The organism is Rhizobium sp. AAP43, from assembly GCF_001296045.1.
Taxonomy (GTDB): Bacteria; Pseudomonadota; Alphaproteobacteria; order Rhizobiales; family Rhizobiaceae; genus Allorhizobium.
The window spans coordinates 45,908-66,455 of record NZ_LJHS01000016.1; the positions used below are offsets into that span (position 1 = coordinate 45,908).

Annotated in this window: 21 protein-coding genes; 14 read left to right on the plus strand and 7 right to left on the minus strand. The window is 59.7% G+C overall.

Going from position 1 to position 20,548, the window contains the following annotated elements:
- The first annotated feature begins 226 nt into the window (after positions 1-226).
- The 7 genes from IP76_RS10805 to dnaJ all read left to right on the plus strand — a co-directional run bounded on the left by IP76_RS10805 (position 227) and on the right by dnaJ (position 9,204).
- The gene (locus IP76_RS10805; RefSeq protein WP_054158226.1) at positions 227-658 is read left to right on the plus strand and encodes a MarR family winged helix-turn-helix transcriptional regulator; all 432 of its coding nucleotides are present in this window, start codon (positions 227-229) and stop codon (positions 656-658) included.
- Between the two features lie 104 nt (positions 659-762).
- A complete protein-coding gene (locus IP76_RS10810) occupies positions 763-2,151 on the plus strand; it encodes a dipeptidase (RefSeq protein ID WP_054158227.1) in 1,389 nt (462 codons plus the stop codon).
- Positions 2,152-2,481: 330 nt separating this feature from the next.
- Complete coding sequence (locus tag IP76_RS10815; protein WP_054158228.1) at positions 2,482-2,940, plus strand: YbaK/EbsC family protein; 459 nt, start codon at positions 2,482-2,484, stop codon at positions 2,938-2,940.
- Positions 2,941-3,122: 182 nt separating this feature from the next.
- Positions 3,123-5,384, plus strand: coding sequence for a transglycosylase domain-containing protein (locus tag IP76_RS10820; protein ID WP_054158229.1), 2,262 nt, complete (start codon positions 3,123-3,125; stop codon positions 5,382-5,384).
- Between the two features lie 286 nt (positions 5,385-5,670).
- Entirely contained in the window at positions 5,671-7,584 is a 1,914-nt protein-coding gene (dnaK, locus tag IP76_RS10825) for a molecular chaperone DnaK (RefSeq protein ID WP_054158230.1), read from the plus strand.
- An 83-nt stretch (positions 7,585-7,667) separates the two neighbouring features.
- The gene (locus IP76_RS10830) at positions 7,668-8,054 is read left to right on the plus strand and encodes a hypothetical protein (RefSeq protein ID WP_245281439.1); all 387 of its coding nucleotides are present in this window, start codon (positions 7,668-7,670) and stop codon (positions 8,052-8,054) included.
- Between the two features lie 4 nt (positions 8,055-8,058).
- On the plus strand, positions 8,059-9,204 hold the full coding sequence (gene dnaJ / locus IP76_RS10835) for a molecular chaperone DnaJ (RefSeq protein ID WP_054158232.1): 1,146 nt from the start codon (positions 8,059-8,061) through the stop codon (positions 9,202-9,204).
- A gap of 177 nt (positions 9,205-9,381) precedes the next feature.
- Here dnaJ and IP76_RS10840 read toward each other — a convergent pair whose 3' ends face one another.
- Complete coding sequence (locus IP76_RS10840) at positions 9,382-9,591, minus strand: SlyX family protein (protein ID WP_054158233.1); 210 nt, start codon at positions 9,589-9,591, stop codon at positions 9,382-9,384.
- Between the two features lie 86 nt (positions 9,592-9,677).
- A complete protein-coding gene (locus IP76_RS10845; protein WP_054158234.1) occupies positions 9,678-9,962 on the minus strand; it encodes a hypothetical protein in 285 nt (94 codons plus the stop codon).
- Between the two features lie 150 nt (positions 9,963-10,112).
- On the opposite strand from IP76_RS10845, the gene recF reads away from it, so the two are divergent.
- The 3 genes from recF to IP76_RS10860 are packed head-to-tail and all read left to right on the plus strand — an operon-like array spanning position 10,113 to position 12,520.
- The gene (gene recF, locus IP76_RS10850) at positions 10,113-11,240 is read left to right on the plus strand and encodes a DNA replication/repair protein RecF (protein ID WP_054158235.1); all 1,128 of its coding nucleotides are present in this window, start codon (positions 10,113-10,115) and stop codon (positions 11,238-11,240) included.
- A 42-nt stretch (positions 11,241-11,282) separates the two neighbouring features.
- Positions 11,283-12,044 (plus strand): molybdopterin-synthase adenylyltransferase MoeB, encoded by a 762-nt coding sequence (locus tag IP76_RS10855; protein WP_054158236.1) that lies wholly within the window; start codon positions 11,283-11,285, stop codon positions 12,042-12,044.
- On the plus strand, positions 12,041-12,520 hold the full coding sequence (locus IP76_RS10860; RefSeq protein ID WP_054158237.1) for a GNAT family N-acetyltransferase: 480 nt from the start codon (positions 12,041-12,043) through the stop codon (positions 12,518-12,520). The genes IP76_RS10855 and IP76_RS10860 overlap by 4 nt, the downstream gene beginning before the upstream one ends.
- Before the next feature lie 12 nt (positions 12,521-12,532).
- Here IP76_RS10860 and IP76_RS10865 read toward each other — a convergent pair whose 3' ends face one another.
- A complete protein-coding gene (locus IP76_RS10865) occupies positions 12,533-13,537 on the minus strand; it encodes a D-glycerate dehydrogenase (RefSeq protein WP_054158238.1) in 1,005 nt (334 codons plus the stop codon).
- Between the two features lie 248 nt (positions 13,538-13,785).
- On the opposite strand from IP76_RS10865, the gene IP76_RS10870 reads away from it, so the two are divergent.
- Positions 13,786-14,274, plus strand: coding sequence for an SH3 domain-containing protein (locus IP76_RS10870; RefSeq protein WP_054158325.1), 489 nt, complete (start codon positions 13,786-13,788; stop codon positions 14,272-14,274).
- Here IP76_RS10870 and IP76_RS10875 read toward each other — a convergent pair.
- The gene (locus IP76_RS10875) at positions 14,267-15,259 is read right to left on the minus strand and encodes an adenosine kinase (RefSeq protein ID WP_054158239.1); all 993 of its coding nucleotides are present in this window, start codon (positions 15,257-15,259) and stop codon (positions 14,267-14,269) included. The genes IP76_RS10870 and IP76_RS10875 overlap by 8 nt on opposite strands.
- Before the next feature lie 329 nt (positions 15,260-15,588).
- Here IP76_RS10875 and IP76_RS10880 point away from each other — a divergent pair, with 329 nt between their 5' ends.
- Positions 15,589-16,533, plus strand: a complete 945-nt coding sequence (locus tag IP76_RS10880) for an AEC family transporter (protein ID WP_054158240.1) — start codon at positions 15,589-15,591, stop codon at positions 16,531-16,533.
- Between the two features lie 67 nt (positions 16,534-16,600).
- Here the strand turns inward: IP76_RS10880 and IP76_RS10885 are convergent, their stop codons facing one another.
- Entirely contained in the window at positions 16,601-17,296 is a 696-nt protein-coding gene (locus IP76_RS10885) for a cytochrome c family protein (protein ID WP_054158241.1), read from the minus strand.
- 155 nt (positions 17,297-17,451) lie between these two features.
- On the opposite strand from IP76_RS10885, the gene IP76_RS10890 reads away from it, so the two are divergent.
- On the plus strand, positions 17,452-18,207 hold the full coding sequence (locus IP76_RS10890) for a 3-deoxy-manno-octulosonate cytidylyltransferase (protein ID WP_054158242.1): 756 nt from the start codon (positions 17,452-17,454) through the stop codon (positions 18,205-18,207).
- A 13-nt stretch (positions 18,208-18,220) separates the two neighbouring features.
- Positions 18,221-19,072: a prephenate dehydratase gene (locus tag IP76_RS10895; RefSeq protein WP_082352497.1), complete on the plus strand. Its 852-nt coding sequence runs from the start codon at positions 18,221-18,223 to the stop codon at positions 19,070-19,072.
- Positions 19,073-19,093: 21 nt separating this feature from the next.
- Here the strand turns inward: IP76_RS10895 and nudC are convergent, their stop codons facing one another.
- Positions 19,094-20,053, minus strand: coding sequence for an NAD(+) diphosphatase (gene nudC / locus IP76_RS10900; protein WP_054158243.1), 960 nt, complete (start codon positions 20,051-20,053; stop codon positions 19,094-19,096).
- Positions 20,050-20,457: an HIT family protein gene (locus IP76_RS10905; RefSeq protein WP_054158244.1), complete on the minus strand. Its 408-nt coding sequence runs from the start codon at positions 20,455-20,457 to the stop codon at positions 20,050-20,052. Before IP76_RS10905 ends, nudC begins: the two co-directional genes overlap by 4 nt.
- Positions 20,458-20,548 lie beyond the last annotated feature (91 nt).

Below are 20,548 nucleotides of genomic sequence, written 5' to 3' on the forward strand. Positions count from 1 at the left end.
CCCCCGCCGCTTCAGACTAGGGCAAAGGCCTTATCCCCCTCTCCGGGCCTTTGTCCCCACATTCCGGAGCCGTCGTGGCAGTCCCCCCGCCTATCGCCATGGCGGCTCCGTCAATAACCGACACTCCTCGGTTTGATCAGTTGAAAAGCCCTCCCAAAATAGTCAGTTTCAGGACATGAATCGCATGCGATGATATTCGCACGATTGTCAGCGCGCAGGCTCAACCATGGTTCGGCAACGTCCAGAAACAGCCATATCTCTCGCGACGCAGTTTGCCCGCGGCATGACGCGAGCCGTGCAACTGCGCGCTGCGAGGCTCGGCTTTTCGCCGGGCCAGTTTCCGATCCTGATCGAATTGTGGGCCGAAGAGGGCCTGACCCAGCGACAACTCCTCGACCGCGTCGACGTCGAGCAGGCGACGATTGCCAATACGCTCTCCCGGATGGAACGCGACGGGCTGGTTGAGCGGCGTGTTCACCCCAAGGATAAGCGTGCCCAGCAGATTTTTCTGACCGAGAAGGCGCGCGCGATGCGCGAGGAGGCACAGACAGCCGTGGCGGAGGCAGAAGACGCCGTCTTTGCTGGATTTCGCCGTTTTGAGAAGGAATTGCTGAAAGAATATATTCGCTGGGCGATCGCCAATTCCGGCAAGCCCTAGCGAGCCGGTTTGCGCCGTTCAGAAAAATTGACTGGGCCTACGCCTCGAAACAGCGTCCGGTTTGCTCTATCGTCCCGCCGATTTCAATCCTGCAGGACAATGCCATGACCGATCTCTCCCCCATCCTCGCCAAGGCCGACGAGGCCCTGCCACAGAGCCTCGAGCGGCTATTCGACCTTGTGCGCATCCCGTCGATCTCGACGGATCCGGCTTACAAGGCCGACTGCCGCAAGGCGGGCGAGTGGTTGGTAACAGCGCTGACCGAACTCGGCTTCGACGCCTCGCTGCGCGATACGCCCGGCCATCCGATGGTGGTGGCACATCATCAGGCAGATAACGCCGATGCGCCGCATGCCCTGTTTTACGGGCACTATGACGTGCAGCCGGTCGACCCGCTCGATCTCTGGGAAGACGATCCATTCGCGCCTGCGATCAAGGAGAAGGAGGGGCATAAGGTTATCACCGGCCGCGGCACGTCCGACGACAAGGGCCAGTTGTTGACCTTCGTCGAAGCTTGCCGGGCCTACAAGGCTGTCAAGGGTTCGCTGCCGGTCCGGATTACCATCCTGTTTGAAGGCGAGGAGGAATCCGGTTCGCCGTCGCTGAAACCTTTCCTCGAAGCCAATGCCGATGAACTCAAGGCTGATTTCGCCCTGGTCTGCGACACCAGCATGTGGGATCGCGAGACGCCGGCAATTGCCGCTGCGCTCCGCGGCCTGGTGGGCGAAGAAGTCACCATCACGGCTGCCGACCGCGACCTGCATTCCGGCCTTTTCGGTGGCGCTGCCGCCAACCCCGTTCACATTTTGACGAAGATCCTCGCAGACTTGCATGACGAGACCGGACGCGTGACCCTGCCCGGCTTCTATGACGGTGTCGAAGAGACCCCCTCAAACATCAAGGCCTCGTGGGATAGCCTCGGACGGACAGCTGAAAGCTTCCTCGGCGAAGTCGGTCTATCCATTCCATCCGGCGAAAAGGGCCGCTCGGTGCTGGAACTGACCTGGGCCAGGCCGACGGCCGAAGTGAATGGCATTATCGGCGGCTACACCGGCGAGGGTTTCAAGACGGTGATTGCGGCCAAGGCCTCGGCGAAGATCTCCTTCCGCCTCGTCGGCACACAGGATCCGGCAAAGATCCGCGAGAGCTTCCGCGCCTATGTCCGTGAGCGCATCCCGGCCGACTGCTCGGTTGATTTCCACGAACATGGTGGCTCGCCAGCGATTCAGCTTTCCTATGATTCGCCGGTGCTCACCAAGGCGAAGAACGCCTTGTCCGACGAATGGCCCAAGCCAGCTGTCGTCATCGGCATGGGCGGATCGATCCCGATCGTTGGCGATTTCCAGAAAATGCTCGGCATGGATTCGCTTCTGGTCGGCTTCGGGCTCACCGACGACCGAATCCATTCACCGAACGAAAAATATGACCTGAACTCCTACCACAAGGGTATCCGGTCCTGGATCCGGATCCTAGACGCGCTGGCGAGTCGCTAAGCAGTCGCCCAAAAAGCAAAAAGGCCGGTCAAAAACCGGCCTTTCCTTTACGTTTCGACGCTTTGCCTGCCAGTACATCCGTGGTCAGGGGGCGGAAACGTGCCATGCGGATCGATTGGAAGCTTGACTGCCGAAGCAGCGAGGATCCATGGCTTAAAGATCGCCCTGGATACTTAACAACCGGTTAACCGAAGCAAAGTTTCTGCTGATTTAGCGAAACAAGCGGTCTGTCGCGTGGTGACCTGTAGGTGGGGGACGGGATATCCGGTTTCAAGCCCTGTTAACAATAATGCCTTGAAGGCGCGTTACGTCCTCGTCTAGGCTCTACGCATGAGCCTCGAATCTGTCAGACAGTTTTTCCTCGACCATGCCCCCGACCTCACCGTGATTGTGACTGAGGCAAGCTCAGCGACAGTCGCACTGGCGGCGGAGGCCCATGGGGTTGAGCCGGACCAGATCGCAAAGACAATTTGCGTCAGGATCGGCGAGGAGGTGGCGCTTGTGGTGACGGCCGGCACCAAGCGGCTGGACAATCGAAAATTCAAGGATCGATTCGGCACCAAACCTCGCATGCTGGACGCGGACGCGGTCGTGGAAAGCACGAGCCATCCGGTTGGCGGTGTCTGCCCTTTCGGCCTGCCACTCCCATTGAAAGTGTATTGCGACCAGTCTTTGAGGGCCTTTGAGGAGGTCTTGCCGGCCGGTGGCGCAACGAATGCTGCCATCCGCATTTCTCCGGTTCGGCTTGCCGAGCTGGTGAAGGGCGAATGGGTCGATCTGTGCCAATGACAAGCCGCAACCAAGCATGGTTTACCCAGCTTTAACCACCCCTTAAATCGCCGCATTTATTATGCATTTGCGTTGTGTTCGCCTCGATTGCAGGTGAACTGTCCGACATTGAATGCACCACCTCAAGCGCCATTGCCGCAAGGCAAGCACGCCCATCGACGAGCATCCGGAGCAGAAGCCCCTTGGTGAGCCGAGGCAAAAACCGCGAACGTATCGAACCGACCTTCCAGGACGAATCGGAAGACGAAGACCTGCGTGCCGATCAGGACGATCGAATCGGCAGCAAACGCAAGGGCCGCACCTCGGGCAAGAAGCAAGCGGCCGGATCGCGCAAGGCCAAAGGTTCAAGGACGAGCAACAGGCAGTCCGGCGGCGGGTTCGGCCTCGGAAAGTTCATTTACTGGTGTTTTGTCCTGTCGATCTGGTGCGGGATCGGCCTTGTTGGGCTCGTCGGTTACTACGCATCCCAGATGCCGAGTGCCAGCACCTGGTCTATCCCCGAGCGCCCGCCCAACATGAAGATCGTTTCGGTCGAAGGCACCGTGATTGCCAATCGCGGCGCGACCGGGGGAGAGGCTCTGCCGCTTGAGGAAATGTCACCGTTTATTCCGCAAGCGGTGATGGCGATCGAGGATCGGCGCTTCTATTCGCATTATGGCGTGGATCCGCTCGGCCTTGGGCGGGCGATCTTCACCAACATTACCCGCGGACGGGCCGTGCAGGGTGGCTCGACACTGACACAGCAGCTCGCCAAGAACCTTTTCCTGTCGCCCGAGCGAACGGTGGAGCGAAAGGTTCAGGAAGTACTGCTCGCCTTCTGGCTTGAGCAGAAATACACCAAAGACCAGATCCTCGCGATGTATCTGAACCGCGTTTTCTTCGGCTCGAATGCCTATGGCGTGGAGGCGGCGGCGCGGCGCTACTTCAACAAGTCCGCCCGGGACGTCAATCTCGGCGAAGCGGCCCTTCTGGCCGGCCTGCTGAAAGCCCCCTCGCGGCTGTCGCCGGCGCGCGATCCGGAGGCCGCCGAAGCGCGGGCCCAGGTCGTGCTGCAGGCCATGCGCGAAGAAGGTTACGTCACCGAGGACGACATCAAAACTGCCATGACCCAATCGCCAACCAAGGCGAAGCGCTACTGGAGCGGGGCTGGTCAGTATGTGGCCGATATGGTGCGCGATGACGTCACAGCATTGATCGGCAAAGTCACAGAAGACATCGTGGTCGAGACGACGATCGACCTTAGTCTTGAGGAACAGGCCGAGGCCGTCATCACCGAGACCCTCGATGCGGAGGGCAAGAAATTCAACACCTCGCAGGCCGCACTCGTCTCGATAGATGGTACGGGCGCCATCCGCGCCCTGATCGGCGGTCGCGACTATTCGGAAAGCCAATTCAACCGGGCCGTCAAGGCAAAGCGCCAGCCAGGCTCTGCGTTCAAGCCTTTCGTTTATGCGGCGGCAATGGAAATGGGCGTGCAGCCCAATTCGCTGCGCAATGATGCCCCGATCCGGATCGGCAACTGGACGCCGCAGAACTATGACGAAAAGTATCGTGGACAGGTGACCGTTGCCGGAGCGCTCGCGGATTCGCTGAACACGATCGCAGCGCAACTCGTCATGGAAGCGGGCCCTGACCAGGTGATCAAGGTGGCGCACAGGATGGGAATTGCCTCAGAGTTGCAGAGCAATGCCTCAATCGCCCTTGGCACTTCGGAAGTCTCTCTGCTTGAACTGACGTCCGCCTATGCGCCTTTCATGAACGGCGGCTATAAGGCGACGCCCTATATCGTTCGCCGCATCCTCAAGACTGACGGCACGCTGATCTACGAGAACAATTACCTCGAGCCACCGCGCGTGCTCAATGATGCGGTCGTCGCATCCATGAACACGATGATGAAGGGTGTCATCGACAGGGGCACGGGAAAGCGCGCCAAGCTCAAGGGCTGGGAAGCGGCTGGCAAGACAGGAACGACACAGTCTTTCAGAGACGCCCTGTTTGTTGGCTATACCAGCAATCTGACGACTGGCGTCTGGTTCGGAAACGACAATGGCGACTCGATGAAGAAGGTGACGGGCGGCGGCCTTCCGGCCAAGGCCTGGCATGATTTCATGATGGCAGCACATAAGGGGTTGACGCCCGCGCCGCTTCCAGGAAGCGGTTACGTCGATCCAGCGCCGGCCGAAAACGACGCTACTATCGGCTCAATCCTGTCCGGCGTTCTGCAGGGCGACGAGCAAGAGGCTCAGCCGCCGGCTCAGGATCCAGGACAGGCGCAGTATCCGACCGCAGAGGACGACTATTACGACTCCGAATATCCGCCGGACGATGGCTACCCCGTGGACGAAGACCGCATTCTCGAGGGGCCCGTGCCTCCAGGCGAGGTGGGCGGCGGACAGGGAAGTGGGCGACGCACCACACTGCTTGATTTGCTACTTGGTCAGTAAGGAAGACCATCGAAAAGGCGCAAAGCAGCCAGACGCAAGCCTTGCGGCATAGAAGCTTCGTCCTACGTTTGAGCGGGACGGAGCGATACAGGATGGGGAAGGTCCTGCAATCTCTTCTTTTCCCGATTTCCAGCGGATTTCGAGCCTTGCAGTCAGAAATTTCGCTTCTTATATACGCCACATAACCGCAGCAGCGCTGCAATAGATCCAAGACCATCCACGTCGAGGGGCTGTCAGGGAATTGCCTGATTGGGGTTCCGACAGCCTGCTTCAAGGAGAGAATAATATGGCAAAAGTAATCGGTATCGACCTTGGCACGACCAATTCCTGCGTTGCCGTCATGGACGGCAAGGACGCGAAGGTCATTGAGAATTCCGAAGGTGCACGCACGACGCCTTCCATGGTGGCATTTTCCGACGACGGCGAACGTCTCGTCGGCCAGCCGGCCAAGCGCCAGGCCGTCACCAACCCGACCAACACCCTCTTCGCCGTGAAGCGCCTGATCGGCCGCCGGCACGAAGATCCGACCGTCGAGAAGGACAAGGGCCTCGTCCCCTTCCCGATCATCAAGGGTGACAATGGCGATGCCTGGGTCGAAGCTCAGGGCAAGGGCTATTCGCCTTCGCAGATCTCGGCCATGATCCTTCAGAAGATGAAGGAAACGGCAGAAGCTTATCTCGGCGAAAAGGTCGAAAAGGCCGTCATCACCGTTCCCGCCTACTTCAACGATGCCCAGCGCCAGGCCACCAAGGATGCTGGCCGCATCGCGGGTCTTGAAGTGCTGCGCATCATCAACGAGCCGACGGCTGCCGCTCTTGCCTATGGTCTGGACAAGAAGGACGGCAAGACGATCGCCGTCTACGACCTGGGTGGTGGTACCTTCGATATCTCGGTTCTGGAAATCGGCGACGGCGTCTTCGAAGTGAAGTCGACGAACGGCGACACCTTCCTTGGCGGTGAAGACTTCGACATGCGTCTGGTCGAATATCTCGCAGGCGAATTCAAGAAGGATCAGGGCATCGACCTGAAGGGCGACAAGCTTGCCCTGCAGCGCCTGAAGGAAGCCGCTGAAAAGGCCAAGATCGAACTGTCGTCCTCGCAGCAGACCGAAATCAACCTGCCCTTCATCACGGCAGATGCTTCGGGTCCGAAGCACCTGACGATGAAGCTGACCCGCGCCAAGTTCGAAAGCCTGGTCGACGATCTCGTCCAGCGCACGATCGCACCGTGCAAGGCAGCGCTCAAGGATGCCGGCGTTACCGCAGCCGAGATCGACGAAGTCGTTCTCGTTGGTGGCATGAGCCGCATGCCGAAGGTGCAGGAAGTCGTCAAGCAGCTGTTTGGCAAGGAGCCGCACAAGGGCGTCAACCCGGATGAAGTCGTCGCTCTCGGCGCCGCCATCCAGGCCGGCGTTCTGCAGGGTGACGTCAAGGACGTTCTCCTGCTCGACGTGACCCCGCTGTCGCTCGGCATCGAAACGCTTGGTGGCGTCTTCACCCGTCTGATCGACCGCAACACGACGATCCCGACCAAGAAGAGCCAGACCTTCTCGACTGCAGACGACAACCAGCAGGCCGTGACCATCCGCGTTTCGCAGGGTGAGCGCGAAATGGCTGCGGACAACAAACTGCTTGGCCAGTTCGACCTCGTCGGCCTTCCCCCAGCACCCCGTGGCGTTCCGCAGATCGAAGTGACCTTCGATATCGACGCCAACGGCATCGTGCAGGTTTCTGCCAAGGACAAGGGCACCGGCAAGGAACAACAGATCCGCATCCAGGCTTCTGGCGGCCTTTCGGACGCCGACATCGAGAAGATGGTCAAGGACGCCGAGGCTCACGCTGAGGAAGACAAGAAGCGTCGCGCTGTCGTCGAAGCCAAGAACAACGCCGAAAGCCTCGTTCATTCGACGGAAAAGTCGCTGAAGGACTATGGTGACAAGGTATCGGAAGGCGACCGCAAGTCGATCGAAGATGCCATCGCCGCCCTGAAGTCGGCACTGGAAGCCTCCGATCCGTCGCCGGAAGACATTCAGGCGAAGACCCAGACGCTGATGGAAGTCTCCATGAAGCTTGGTCAGGCGATCTACGAAGCCCAGCAGGCGGATGCCGGTGCAAGCGACTCTGACGGCGGCAAGGACGACAACATCGTCGATGCCGACTATGAAGAAGTAAAGGACGAAGACGCGAAGAAGTCGGCCTGATGCAGGTCAGCTTCGGACGTCGTTTCCACACGTGGCTGGCGCTTGCGCCAGCCACGGTTTCATTGGTGCTTACGACCGGCGCCATGGCGCAGGACAAAGGACAGGCCAGCGCAGTTCATCGTCAGGTGAGCGCCGCCGAAGCCCAAGTGACCAAGGCGATTTCCGCCAAGGACAGCAAGTCCCTTTCCCGCATCGGCAGCGAACTCGGACGGATCATCGAAGCGGCGCTTGCGCGTCGTGAAACCGGTGGAGAGGTGTCGTCTTGCGACATGGCCGCGCACTCGCTGGCATTCGTCGCAGTTTCCGCCGCAGATGGCCTGATCAGCAAGGGAGAGGCGCGCAAGCTTCTTCTTGCGGACGCGTCGACTGCGGCATCAGACTTTCAGAAGGACATGCAGACCTGTGAAAAGCAGGCAGGCAAATCATCTGGCAGCCACACGAGCATCGGGAAAGCTTTGAGAGCTTTATAAGACCATGGCAAAGGCAGATTTTTACGAGACCCTCGGGGTCAGCCGGACCGCAGACGAGAAGGAGCTGAAAGGCGCCTTCCGCAAACTCGCCATGAAATACCATCCGGACAAAAATCCGGATGACAGCGAAGCCGAAAAGAAATTCAAGGAGATCAACGAGGCTTACGAGACCTTGAAGGATCCCCAGAAGCGCGCAGCCTATGACCGCTTCGGCCACGCAGCCTTCGAACAAGGTGGCATGGGCGGCGGCGGCGGTGGTGGCGGCTTTGCCGGCGGCGGCTTCTCAGACATTTTCGAAGACATCTTCGGCGAGATGATGGGCGGCGGTCGCGGTGGCCGCGCACGCTCAAACGGTGGCCGGGAACGTGGCGCAGATCTGCGCTACAATATGGAAATCTCGCTTGAGGAAGCCTTTGCCGGCAAGACGGCGCAGATCAGGGTTCCCACTTCGATCACTTGCGAAGTCTGCACAGGGACCGGTGCAAAACCCGGCACCAAGCCTTCGACATGCGCGACCTGTCAGGGCTCCGGTCGCATCCGAGCGGCCCAGGGCTTTTTCTCGATCGAACGCACCTGCCCCACCTGCCACGGCAGGGGCCAAACGATTTCCGACCCCTGTGGCAAGTGCCATGGCCAGGGTCGCGTGACCGAAGAGCGTTCGCTCTCGGTCAATATCCCATCGGGTATCGAAGATGGCACACGCATTCGCTTGCAGGGTGAAGGCGAAGCTGGCCTTCGGGGTGGGCCGTCGGGCGATCTCTACATATTCCTGTCGGTCAAACCGCATGAGTTCTTCCAGCGGGACGGCGCAGATCTCTATTGCTCGGTTCCGATCTCCATGACGACGGCAGCCCTCGGCGGTACGTTTGACGTGGTCACGATGGACGGTAGCAAGTCGCGTGTGACCGTTCCTGAAGGCACTCAAGCTGGCAAGCAGTTCCGTCTCAAGGGTAAGGGAATGCCGGTTCTTCGGTCATCCCAGACTGGCGATCTCTACATTCAGATCGGCATCGAGACACCACAGAAGCTATCCAAGCGTCAGCGAGAGCTGCTGCAGGAGTTCGACCAGCTGTCCTCCAAGGAGAACAATCCTGAATCAACGGGCTTCTTTGCCCGGATGAAGGACTTCTTCGACACGCTTAGCGACTGACATCAGACAGTTGCCGGCTCGATAAATGGCGGACCTTGGGTCCGCCTTTTTTGTTTCTGTCGTATGAGCTTTGGGCGCATCATTGGGAAACGATGAACTGTATAGAGCCCCAGTGTATGCCAATCCGCTGATCGAGATCCTTCACGCGCCAAGGCGCGCCTGTGGCCTCAAAATCCCTCAATAATGCGGTGGCCGGGTAATAGCGGGCGCCTCAAGCGCCTGCTCTTCAAGGCTCAGGAACCGTTCAACCAGGCGATCGAGCTTCGTCCTTGTCTGCTCGGTCACCTTCCACTGCTCCGCCAACTGGTCCGAGAGTTCCTCGATGACACGAGCCTGATGCGCGACCGTTTCCTCAAGCGTTGTCAGCCTTTCGCGATCCGTATCCATGTCGCCGTCCCTTTTTCGTATTGACGTGCTTGATGCCGCAAGTCTGGCCGAAGGTCAAACCAAACACTTTGACCAAGATGGCAGGTTCAGCGCTGCTTCTTCTTCCTGTACGGCATGAGCATGACGGCCGATGCTGTGACAGCTGCTGCGAAGGTAAGCGCCATGGGAATGACCAGCATCATGGCAGGTAGAACAGGATGGCTGGATCGCGCCAGCGAGGCCCCGACACCCCCGATATCCAGCCAAAAAATGGCGGCTGCAACGAGAAGGCCAAGCAGGGCGCCGAAGGAGGCGTTGACCGCAAGGAACCGGAGCATCTGCCAATGATCCAAACGCTGCTCTTCAGGCGTGAGATCGTCTGATGGGTGCATGAACTCTCTCCTCGTACGAGGCTCCAGAATACCATATCCCCGCCCGCGTTCCATAAGGCCAGAGACGCAGGGAAAGCGGTGCCGATCTGCGCATCTGCCTTGCCATGCCGTCACAGAAGCCCTAGCTCAGGGAAATAGCGAATCCGACCGATGACCGACAAGATCCAGATCCACAGGCTTAAGCTCACCGACTTCCGGAACTATGCCCAGGCCAGCCTCACGCTTGCCGGGCGTCACGTCGTACTTGTTGGGAACAATGGTGCCGGCAAGACCAATTTCATGGAAGCGATCTCTCTTCTATCGCCGGGCCGCGGACTGAGGCGCGCGGCGCTGGCCGATATTCCACGCATTGGCGCGCCCGCCGGTTTTTCTGTTTTTGCTTCAATCGAAGGAATGGCTGGCGAGGTCGATATCGGCACGGGGACAGAAACAACCGAGGACGATAATCTGGTCCGGCGGCTGCGGATCAACGGGGCACCGGCGAAATCAGTCGATGAACTCACCGACCACCTGCGGGTGATTTGGCTGACACCATCCATGGACGGCCTGTTTACTGGCCCATCCGCGGATCGGCGGCGGTTTCTCGATCGACTGGTCCTCTCCCTCGATCCGGCCCATGGACGCCGCGCGAACGATTTCGAACGTGCCATGCGCAGTCGCAACAAGCTTCTGTCCGAAGGTCGGTTCGATCCAGCCTGGCTGACCGGGATCGAACAGCAAATGGCGGCGCTCGGCATTGCGATGGCTGCAGCCCGGCGGGAAATGCTCGGCCTTCTCTCTGGCCTGATCGAGGCCGACCGGCACACATCTGCCTTCCCCTCGGCTGAGCTCGCACTCACCGGCTTCCTTGATGATATGCCTGATGCGCCAGCCTTTGCGCTTGAAGAGCGCTATCTGGACCTGTTGCAGCAATCCCGCTACCGCGACGCGGCGGCGGGGCGCACGCTGGATGGGCCGCACCGGGTTGATCTCCTCGTGCGCCATATCGAAAAGGACATGGATGCAGGCCGCTGTTCCACCGGCGAGCAGAAGGCCTTGCTGATCGGCCTCATATTGGCGCATGCGCGGCTAGTTTCGACCATGACAGGCTTTGCGCCCGTTCTTTTGCTGGACGAAATTGCCGCTCATCTGGATGAGAACCGTCGTGCAGCCCTGTTCGAGCGGATCGATGCTCTTGGTGGCCAGGCGTTCATGACCGGAACAGATCACAACATGTTCTCCGCGCTGGGCGATCGCGCACAGATTGTCGTCGTGCAGGATGGCAATCTCGATGGGTGAAACGGCTTTTCGACTGCTCGGCGCAGTGGCATAAAGGACGCCATGGAACCCTTGCTACCCGAAGAACTTGCCCGCTATCATCGTCATATCCTGCTACCGGAGATCGGCGGCCACGGGCAGCAACGCCTGAAGGCCTCCCGTGTACTGGTCATCGGTGCTGGGGGTCTCGGCTCGCCCGTGCTGCAATATCTGGCGGCGGCGGGCGTTGGGACGCTCGGCATCATTGATGACGATGGTGTTTCGCTTTCCAACCTGCAGCGCCAGGTTATCCATGATACGGGCACGCTCGGCGAGCAGAAGACCGAGAGTGCAGCCCAGGCCATTGCCCGTCTCAACCCGCATTGCCGTGTAATTCGGCACGAACAGCGCTTCGACCTGACATTCGCCGCCGATCATTTAGCGCGCTATACCCTGCTGATCGACGGATCCGATAACTTCACGACGCGCTATGCGGCTGCGGACGCGGCAGAGCAGACGCGAATACCGCTTGTCACCGGTGCCGTCGGGCGGTTTGACGGGACCGTCACCGTGCTCAAGCCGTATGAAGCCGGACCTGACGGTGCGTTGCTGCCCCGCTACCGCGACCTCTTTCCTGAACCGCCTCCAGAAGGGCTGGTACCCGCTTGCGCAGAGGCCGGCGTTGTTGGTGCGCTGACGGGTGTCATCGGCACACTGATGGCGATGGAGGCGATCAAACTTATTACCGCAATCGGCGAGCCCCTGGTGGGGCGGCTTCTGATGTATGACGGGCTCGCCGCCCGTTTCGAAACCATTCGCTACAAGAGACGGGGGACGGCACGATGACACTTTCCATCCTGCGCATCGGCGGGGATACATTCACGGACTACGAGGGGCTTCTGACGCTGATCCTTCGGTCCTTTGCCTACATGGACCCTTTGATCGATCCTCCCTCCTCCGCCCACCGCCTGACGGTGGCAGGCCTGAAAGAGAAGGCACGCGATGAAATCGGCCTGGTGGCCCACGACGACGGCCAGTTGCTTGGCTGTGCATTTCTGCGGCCAGAGCCCGATTTTCTCTATGTCGGCAAGCTTGCGGTCGATCCGGACTTACAGGGTCGGGGCATTGGCACCCTTCTCCTTCGCGAAGCGGAACGCATTGCACAGGACCTGGGGCGCCCGAGCCTACGGCTTGAAACCCGGATCGAGCTTGTCGGCAATCATGCGCGGTTCGGCGCATGGGGTTTCGTTAAAACGGCGGAAAATCGTCATGCTGGCTATGACCGGACGACGTCGATCGAGATGCAAAAGCGACTCGCTTAACGCGACGATGCGTCAGTTTCGACCTGGCAGCACGCGGTTCGGTGGCCGATGGCCATCGAAATAGGTGCGGATGTTGATGATCACCTTGTCGCCCATGTCGATACGGCCTTCCATGGTCGCCGATCCAGTATGCGGCAGCAGAACCACCTTGCCCTCGTTGGCCAGTTTCACCAGCTTCGGATTGACCGCAGGCTCCTTCTCGAACACGTCGAGACCGGCACCCGCGATCTTGCCATTGCGCAAGGCTTCAACCAGGGCATCCTCGTCGATAATATCGCCGCGTGCCGTATTAACGATGTAGCTCGTCGGCTGCAGCAAGGCGAGGCGGCGCGCCGAGAGGAGATGGAAGGTAGCCGGAGTCGACGGGCAGTTGACTGAGACGATGTCCACCCGGGCAAGCATCTGGTCGAGGCTATCCCAATAGGTCGCTTCCAACTCTTCCTCGGTTCCCGGATGAACGCGTTTGCGGTTGTGATAGTGGATCGACAAGCCAAAGGCCTTGGCCCGGCGGGCAACGGCGGTGCCGATGCGCCCCATGCCGATGATGCCGATCCGCTTGCCCCAGATCCGCCGTCCGAGCATCCAGGTCGGGGACCAGCCCTCCCATTCGCCCGGCCGGTCCATCAGAACCCGCGCGCCCTCGACGAGCCGACGCGGTACGGCGAGGATAAGGGCCATCGTCATGTCGGCCGTGTCTTCGGTCAAAACATTCGGCGTGTTGGTGACTGTAATGCCCTTGCGGGCTGCCGCATCGACATCGATGTGGTCGGTCCCGTTCGAAAAACTCGCAATCAGCTTCAGGCGTGGGCCGGCTTCTGCAATCAGCGATTCGTCGATCCGGTCGGTGACTGTCGGCACCAGCACGTCGCAGGCCTTCACCGCAGCAATCAACTCTTCGCGCGTTCGGAGTTTATCGTCTATATTCAGCTCTGCATCGAAGAGCTCGCGCATGCGCGTTTCCACGGCATCCGGCAGTTTCCGCGTGATGTAAACCGTGGGTCTTTTCCGCTGCGTCATGGGTCGGATCGATGCCTCGTAAAGAACTCGTTAACCGAGACGGAGGATACTCCATCATCACTGGGCAATTTCTATCAAACCCGTCGGCGAAGACAAACAAAACTCGTCAGTCCGCTGCAATGAAGTGCCCGAGCTCCAAGAATTCCCGGTCTCCGGGAACCGCTCCGTTTCAACCCGGCTGCCCTGGATCAACCATGCTTCAGACAATGAGCCGTATTGGCCTCGCTTCCTATGTTCTGCTCCTGTCCATGATGGCAGGCCTTGAGCCGAGTGCGGCTCAGTCTTCCACCAAGGGGCCGAGCGGCCTGCCCTTGCCGCGTTTCGTCAGCCTGAAGGCCGAGCGGGTCAATCTACGCATCGGTCCCAGCACCGACTACGCGGTTTCATGGCGCTACATGAAATCGGGGCTGCCGGTGGAAATCATCCGGGAATACGAGAACTGGCGACAGATCCGCGACGCCGATGGCACCGAGGGTTGGGTCAATCAAACCCTGCTCACCGGCGAACGCACCGCCGTGGCCGCTCCATGGATGAAAGGGAACGGCGAAAACATCTACGTGATGATGCGACGCGATTCGACCCCTTCCGCCGCTGTCGTCGCCAAACTTGAGCCCGGCGTCGTACTCGGCCTCAAGGAGTGCAATGGCAACTGGTGCCTGAGTGAAATTCAGGGCGTCAATGGCTGGGTCTCGCAGAACGAGATCTGGGGTGCCTATCCGGGTGAAGCCTTCAAATAAGCCCGAGACTGGCAGCCCCCTTCGAGAGCGACGACATCGGTCGGGGGCCGATCTGCTGGATTACCACGCCCGCAGCGTAACATCCAAGATGGGCACATTCCTCAAGTGTACGGCCGGCGGTATATCCATAGAGAAACCCTGCCGCGAAGAGATCACCGGCACCGGTGGTATCGAGAAGGTTTGTAACGTTCGAGGCTGGAACCTTGATGCGCTGATCGTCCTTGACGACGATCGCCCCTTGGTCGCCGAGCGTCACGGCCGCAAGCTTGCAATCCCTGGATAGATTGTCGAGGGCAGTCGCGAAATCGTCGGTCTCATACAATGCCAGCGCTTCCTGCTGATTGGCAAAGACGATGTCGACCTTGCCTGAGCGCATCAGGTCTAGAAACTCATCCCGATAGCGCATGACGCAAAAGCTGTCCGAGAGCGTCATCGAGACTTCACGACCGTGCTCGTGGGCGATTGCGGCGCAGTCGAGGATGGCCTGCTTGGCACGCGGCGGATCCCAAAGATAGCCTTCGAAATAGGTCACCTTCGACTGAGCGACGACTTCCGCCTCGACATCGTCAGGGCCAAACTCGACGCAGGCGCCAAGATAGGTATTCATCGAGCGTTCGCTGTCCTCGGTGACGAAGATCATGCTGCGTGCCGTCGGCGGGCGGGTATCACCCGGCTTGGTCTGGAAATGAACGCCCTGTGCGCGAATATCATGGGTAAAGATTTCGCCGAGCTGGTCGGAAGCGACCTTGCCGAAATAGGCTGCCCGGCCACCGAAATTTGCGACGCCTGCTGCGGTATTGCCGGCACTCCCGCCGGACGCTTCGACCGCCGGCCCCATCATTGCGTAAAGCCGTTCGGCGCGCTCGGCATCGATCAGGTTCATGGCACCCTTGGTGATCGCGTTTTCAATCAGAAAGCGATCGTCACAGCGGGAGATGATGTCGACGATGGCATTGCCGACGGTCAGAACGTCATATTGGCTCATCAGGTCTGGGCTCCTTTGGTCTCCTGCCCTCATAGTGCTTTTTCCGAGCATTGGAAGGAAAAAGAGAGCGGGACACGGGCTGTCATCATTGTGTTACGGGCCGCTGGCATTTCCATACTCAGGGTCGGAGACATCTGGCCTGTGGCCATGATGGCCTCACTGTCGGGGCTGATCGACCACGGATGTACTGGCGATCGGATCCCCGCAGTCTGGCCATAAAAGCACGCTCTACATACTTTCTGTTTCCAAGCACCACCCTATGCTTGGTCTGCAAGACTTGTCGGCCTAAGAAGGATCATCCTTCCTCCCAAGAGTCGTGCTCCTCCCCCATGTCATCTGTTGCTCAAGACGTTCTCCCCATATTCATCCTGATCTTTTTCGGCTGGTCGCTGGTGCGATTCGGCGTCCTCAAGGAGGGCATCGGCGAAGGTCTCGGCGATTTTGTCTTCCGGGTCGCCGTACCGATGCTGCTCTTCCGAACCATCGCACATGCCGATTTCCACGGCTCGTCTCCGTTCCGCCTGTGGATCGCCTATTTTGCCGGCGTCGCCATTGCCTGGACTATCGGGCATCTGATTGCCACGCGCGTGTTCGGTCATGACAGCCGCATCGGCGTTCTGGCAGGCGTCTCCGCAGGCTTTGCCAATAATGTCTTCATCGGATTGCCGCTCGTGGAACGAACGGTTGGGCCTGAAGGCATTGTGGCAATGTCGATCCTGCTCGCTGTTCATCTGCCGCTGATGATGATCGCCGGCACGCTGCTCATGGAGCGCGCCGAACAGAAAACCAGCGGCCGCCCCTCGCAGGGCCTTATGGCCGTCAGCCGGCAGGTGGCACTCAACCTGGTGCGCAATCCGCTCATTATCGGTCTCATCGCCGGCATTATCGTGCAAACTCTCGGTTTGCCGATCCCTGCCGTTCTTGACAATGTCGTCGGACAGGTTGCCGGCATGGCCGCACCGGCGGCCCTGATTTCACTGGGCATGACCCTTAATCAATATGGCATGGCAGGCAATGTTCGAATTGCCGGCGTCGTCTCCACGATTAAGCTGGTGCTGATGCCAGCCTGTGTGTGGGCTGTCGCGACACTTCTCGGCCTCTCGCCGCAATGGACAGCCGCACTGGTTCTAACCTCTTCTGTGCCGACGGGCATCAATGCGTGGTTGATCGCAAACCGCTTCGGCGTCGGCCAGGGGCTGGCCGCAAGTGTCATCACGCTGTCAACGGCAGTCGGCGTCCTAACCGTCTCTCTTTGGGCTCTTCTTCTTTTATAAAGAATGCACAAACGAAAACGCCCGGCCGAAGCCGGGCGTTTCCGATAGACATTAAACCTGAGATCAATCAGTTCGCCGGTGCGGCTGCCGGCGCTTCGGCGGGAGCAGCAGGCGTCTCAGCAGGAGCGGCCGGAGCAGCAGCAGCCGGGGCTTCTGCCGGCGCTGCGGGAGCAGCAGCTGCATCAGCAGCCGGGGCTTCGGTCGCAGCAGCAGCATCCGGGGTCGGCAGCGCAACCGGGCTGTCAGCCATGGTGTGCAGATACATGATCAGGTTGGCGCGCTCGTCATCCTTCTTGATACCGGCGAAGCCCATGGCGGTGCCAGGAATGTGCTTCTTCGGAGCCGTGAGGAATTCGTTCAGGTGATCCCAGGTCCAGAGCTCGCTGCCACCCTTGGAGAATTCCGTGATGGCTGCGGAGTAGCTGAAACCTTCATGCGAAGCGATCGGGCGGTCGACAAGGCCGTAGAGGTTCGGGCCAACCTTGTTGGCGCCGCCCTTGTCGACGGTGTGACAGCTCGCACACTTCTTGAATACGCCTTCGCCGGCAGCGGCATCAGCGCTGGCCAGAAGAACGGCGATCGGGGTGGCTGCAGCAGCCTCCGGTGCGGCACCAGCCTCGGCCGTTTCTTCGGCTACGATGGCAAAGCCTTGCTGCTCCGGCTCTTCCGCATGGAAAATACCTTCCGATGCGATGGAGACGGACATCAGGACGAATACGGTGCCGAGAAACGCACCGACGCCCATGTTGGTATAAGAGTTCATCTGCAAAGCTCCCCATGCAGTCGGCTGATCAGCAACCGGACGACCTTGAAATCGGGCGGAACCTATGTCTTTTGCATAACACTTGCAACACGATTATGGTCCCGCAACTGGGACTTTTTGACACTTCTCTGCGGTGATTTGAAGGGGTTAGGACCATGAATAGCGGCAAAAGCGACGAAACGCTGGTCCTCATCCCTGCACGCATGGCGTCCACCCGTTTGCCGGGCAAGCCGCTGGCCGATATTGCCGGTCTTCCAATGATCGTGCAGGTGGCCAAACGGGCGCAGGAAGCGGATGTCGGACGAATCATCGTGGCCGTCGATGACCAGCGAACCTATGATGCCGTAGAGGCGGCGGGTTTCGAAGTCGTGATGACGCGGGTCGATCACCAATCGGGCTCGGACAGGATATTCGAGGCGCTGAGCAAGGTCGACCCGGAAGGTCGCGCCAAGATCGTGATCAATGTCCAGGGCGACCTGCCGACGATTGATCCGCAAACCATCCGTGCGGCACTCCGGCCGCTTGAGGATCCCGCCGTGGATATCGCGACGCTCACCGTCGAGATAATCGATGAGCACGAAAAGACAAATCCGAACGTCGTGAAGGTAGTGGGCTCGCCGCTCTCTGACAGTCGTTTGCGGGCGCTCTACTTCACCCGAGCAACCGCCCCGCATGGCGGCGGCCCGCTGTACCATCACATCGGTCTCTATGCATATAGACGGACAGCGCTGGAACGCTTCGTCACCCTTTCGCCGTCGACGCTGGAAAAGCGAGAATCGCTCGAACAGTTGCGTGCGCTGGAAGCCGGCATGCGCATCGATGTCGAAGTGGTAAACACCGTACCGCTTGGTGTCGACACGCCTGCCGATCTCGAAAAGGCGCGGCTGAGCCTCTCGGCCTCCTCAAACTAAGGACCTCATCCCCTTGGCCCCTACCAACAAGATTTCATTCCAAGGCGACTTCGGCGCCAATTCCGACATGGCCTGCCGCGACATGTTCCCGACCATGGAGCCCCTGCCCTGCGCCACCTTCGAGGACGCCTTCGTAGCGCTGGAGACCGGCGAGGTGGATCTGGCGATGATCCCGATCGAAAACACGCTGGCCGGACGCGTCGCCGACATCCACTACCTCCTGCCGCTGTCGCGCCTGCATATCGTCGGCGAATACTTCATGCCGATCCGGTTTCAGCTGATGGTGCTGCCGGGCGTGAAACTCGACGAGATCCGGACCGTTCACAGTCATATCCATGCGCTTGGCCAGTGCCGGAAAATTATCCGCAGCCATGGGTGGAAGGCTGTGGTCGCAGGCGATACGGCTGGGGCTGCCAAGCAGGTTTCTGAAAAAGGCGACCGCAGCATGGCGGCGCTTGCCCCCCGACTCGCTGCCTCGCTGTACGGGCTCGATATCATTGCTGAGAATGTCGAGGATTCGGAAAACAACGTGACACGGTTCGTCGTGCTCGCACGCGATGAGGATGACCCGAAGCGGACGACCTCGGACGAACAGTTCATCACCACCTTCGTGTTCAATGTGCGCAATCTTCCCGCTGCCCTCTACAAGGCAATGGGAGGCTTTGCGACAAACGGGGTGAACATGACCAAGCTGGAAAGCTACCAGATCGGCGGGAAGTTCACGGCGACGCAGTTTTATGCCGATATCGAAGGACATCCGGACGATGCGCCGGTCCGGCGGGCGCTGGAAGAGCTGCGCTTCTTCTCGGAGAAGGTGCGCATTCTAGGCGTGTACAAGGCGCATGCAATGCGCGGGAAGCTCTAGGATTAGTGATCGAATAGCGGCTCAATGCCGCCATTCGTACCAGTCTTCCACCAAACGTCGCGCAATCGTTCCAGCAATCGGCAGAGTCCGCCCGTCAGCCACTCCTTCAGTGAGCATCTGGCCGATCTCGTTGCGAGTGAACCATCGACAATCCTCAAGTTCGACACTGTCAAAATCGATGTCGACGCTGATCGCCTCACCGTAGCAGCCGAGCATCAGCTGGTGCGGCATCGGCCAGGGTTGCGAGGCGTGATAGCGGACGCGGCCGACGGTGATGCCGGATTCCTCGCGCGTCTCGCGACGGACGGCGTTTTCAATCGTCTCGCCCGGTTCGATGAAACCGGCAAGCGAGGAATACATGCCTTGCGGGAAACGATGGCTGCGCCCGAGCAGGCAGCGGTCGTGTTTCTCATCGACCACCAGCATGATCACAACGGGATCGGTGCGGGGAAAGATTTCGTGGGCGCAGCCTGTGCAGATGCGCTTGTAGCCGCCGATGCGGCCTTCCATGACCGCGCCGCAGCGACCGCAGAACTTGTTGTCGGCATTCCAGCGCAGGAGGCTGAGCGCTTGAGCGACTTCGCCGAGCAGATCCTCGCCGATGAGGGCGTCGCGGAACAGCGCGCGGGGATCGGCGGGCTTGAACTCAGCCGACAAGTCTTCCGGCTTCAGCGCGACAGGGACCGCCAGGCGCGGCTCGCCGGTCGGCTGGTGGCCGAGGAGAATTGCACTGTCGAAATCAGGCTGTAACGCTGCCAGTTCGTAAGGCGCAAAGAGCGGATCGAGCACCTGCCCATCATGCTTCAGCACCAGCTGTGTGCCGGAAAAGGCGAGGATGTGGGTGCCCTCCACTTTGAGGGCGTTTTCGAGCGAAGTCTCGTCGCGATGTTCGCTATCGCGGTCCAGACGATTCCCGGAGAAGGCGGTGAGTTCGCTCGGTTCAAGATGCGGAGCGTGGTTCAGGAATATGGAATTTTTCATTGGCAGGCTTCTAGAATCCTGTTCTTCATCAACTCAAAGGCTGGGCGCTCATATGGCACGGACTGACCAAAACCCCAGATCGGTCCCGGCCAGTTCGGATCGCCTTCGCTGCGCGCGACAATATGAACGTGAAGCTGGCACACGATGTTTCCGATGGCTGCGATATTGATCTTCGTTGCCCCGGTGACCGTTTTAAGCGCTGCGGCAACCGTAACCTGTTCGAAGGTCAGAACGGCCTGATCCAGAGGAGCAAGGTCGAAGATTTCGCTGACGTTTCGGCGTTGGGGCACAAGGATGAGCCATGGCCAGCGACTGTCATGCGACAGTCTCAAGTCGCAGAGGCCTAGCTGCATGATGGACTCGCTGTCACGGGCGAGGCGTTCGTCAAGAACGAAGGGTTCCAAGGCGTTTCTCTCCGCTGCGGTTTTTTTCAAGCGTAGCAGTTTTTTTTGCGCTTGGCTTGCATTCGGCGATGGAATTGCCGATATGTCTCCT

Excerpts from the sequence above, each read along its gene's own strand:
- IP76_RS10855 (WP_054158236.1), top strand. The coding sequence starts at position 11,283 with ATGGAACCCTTGCTACCCGAAGAACTTGCCCGCTATCATCGTCATATC.
- IP76_RS10845 (WP_054158234.1), bottom strand. The coding sequence starts at position 9,962 with ATGCACCCATCAGACGATCTCACGCCTGAAGAGCAGCGTTTGGATCAT.
- IP76_RS10885 (WP_054158241.1), bottom strand. The coding sequence starts at position 17,296 with ATGAACTCTTATACCAACATGGGCGTCGGTGCGTTTCTCGGCACCGTA.
- IP76_RS10840 (WP_054158233.1), bottom strand. The coding sequence starts at position 9,591 with ATGGATACGGATCGCGAAAGGCTGACAACGCTTGAGGAAACGGTCGCG.
- IP76_RS10830 (WP_245281439.1), top strand. The coding sequence starts at position 7,668 with ATGGCGCAGGACAAAGGACAGGCCAGCGCAGTTCATCGTCAGGTGAGC.
- IP76_RS10805 (WP_054158226.1), top strand. The coding sequence starts at position 227 with ATGGTTCGGCAACGTCCAGAAACAGCCATATCTCTCGCGACGCAGTTT.
- IP76_RS10890 (WP_054158242.1), top strand. The coding sequence starts at position 17,452 with ATGAATAGCGGCAAAAGCGACGAAACGCTGGTCCTCATCCCTGCACGC.
- dnaK (WP_054158230.1), top strand. The coding sequence starts at position 5,671 with ATGGCAAAAGTAATCGGTATCGACCTTGGCACGACCAATTCCTGCGTT.
- IP76_RS10810 (WP_054158227.1), top strand. The coding sequence starts at position 763 with ATGACCGATCTCTCCCCCATCCTCGCCAAGGCCGACGAGGCCCTGCCA.
- dnaJ (WP_054158232.1), top strand. The coding sequence starts at position 8,059 with ATGGCAAAGGCAGATTTTTACGAGACCCTCGGGGTCAGCCGGACCGCA.
- IP76_RS10875 (WP_054158239.1), bottom strand. The coding sequence starts at position 15,259 with ATGAGCCAATATGACGTTCTGACCGTCGGCAATGCCATCGTCGACATC.
- IP76_RS10880 (WP_054158240.1), top strand. The coding sequence starts at position 15,589 with ATGTCATCTGTTGCTCAAGACGTTCTCCCCATATTCATCCTGATCTTT.
- IP76_RS10865 (WP_054158238.1), bottom strand. The coding sequence starts at position 13,537 with ATGACGCAGCGGAAAAGACCCACGGTTTACATCACGCGGAAACTGCCG.
- IP76_RS10815 (WP_054158228.1), top strand. The coding sequence starts at position 2,482 with ATGAGCCTCGAATCTGTCAGACAGTTTTTCCTCGACCATGCCCCCGAC.
- IP76_RS10860 (WP_054158237.1), top strand. The coding sequence starts at position 12,041 with ATGACACTTTCCATCCTGCGCATCGGCGGGGATACATTCACGGACTAC.
- IP76_RS10870 (WP_054158325.1), top strand. The coding sequence starts at position 13,786 with ATGATGGCAGGCCTTGAGCCGAGTGCGGCTCAGTCTTCCACCAAGGGG.
- nudC (WP_054158243.1), bottom strand. The coding sequence starts at position 20,053 with ATGAAAAATTCCATATTCCTGAACCACGCTCCGCATCTTGAACCGAGC.
- recF (WP_054158235.1), top strand. The coding sequence starts at position 10,113 with ATGACCGACAAGATCCAGATCCACAGGCTTAAGCTCACCGACTTCCGG.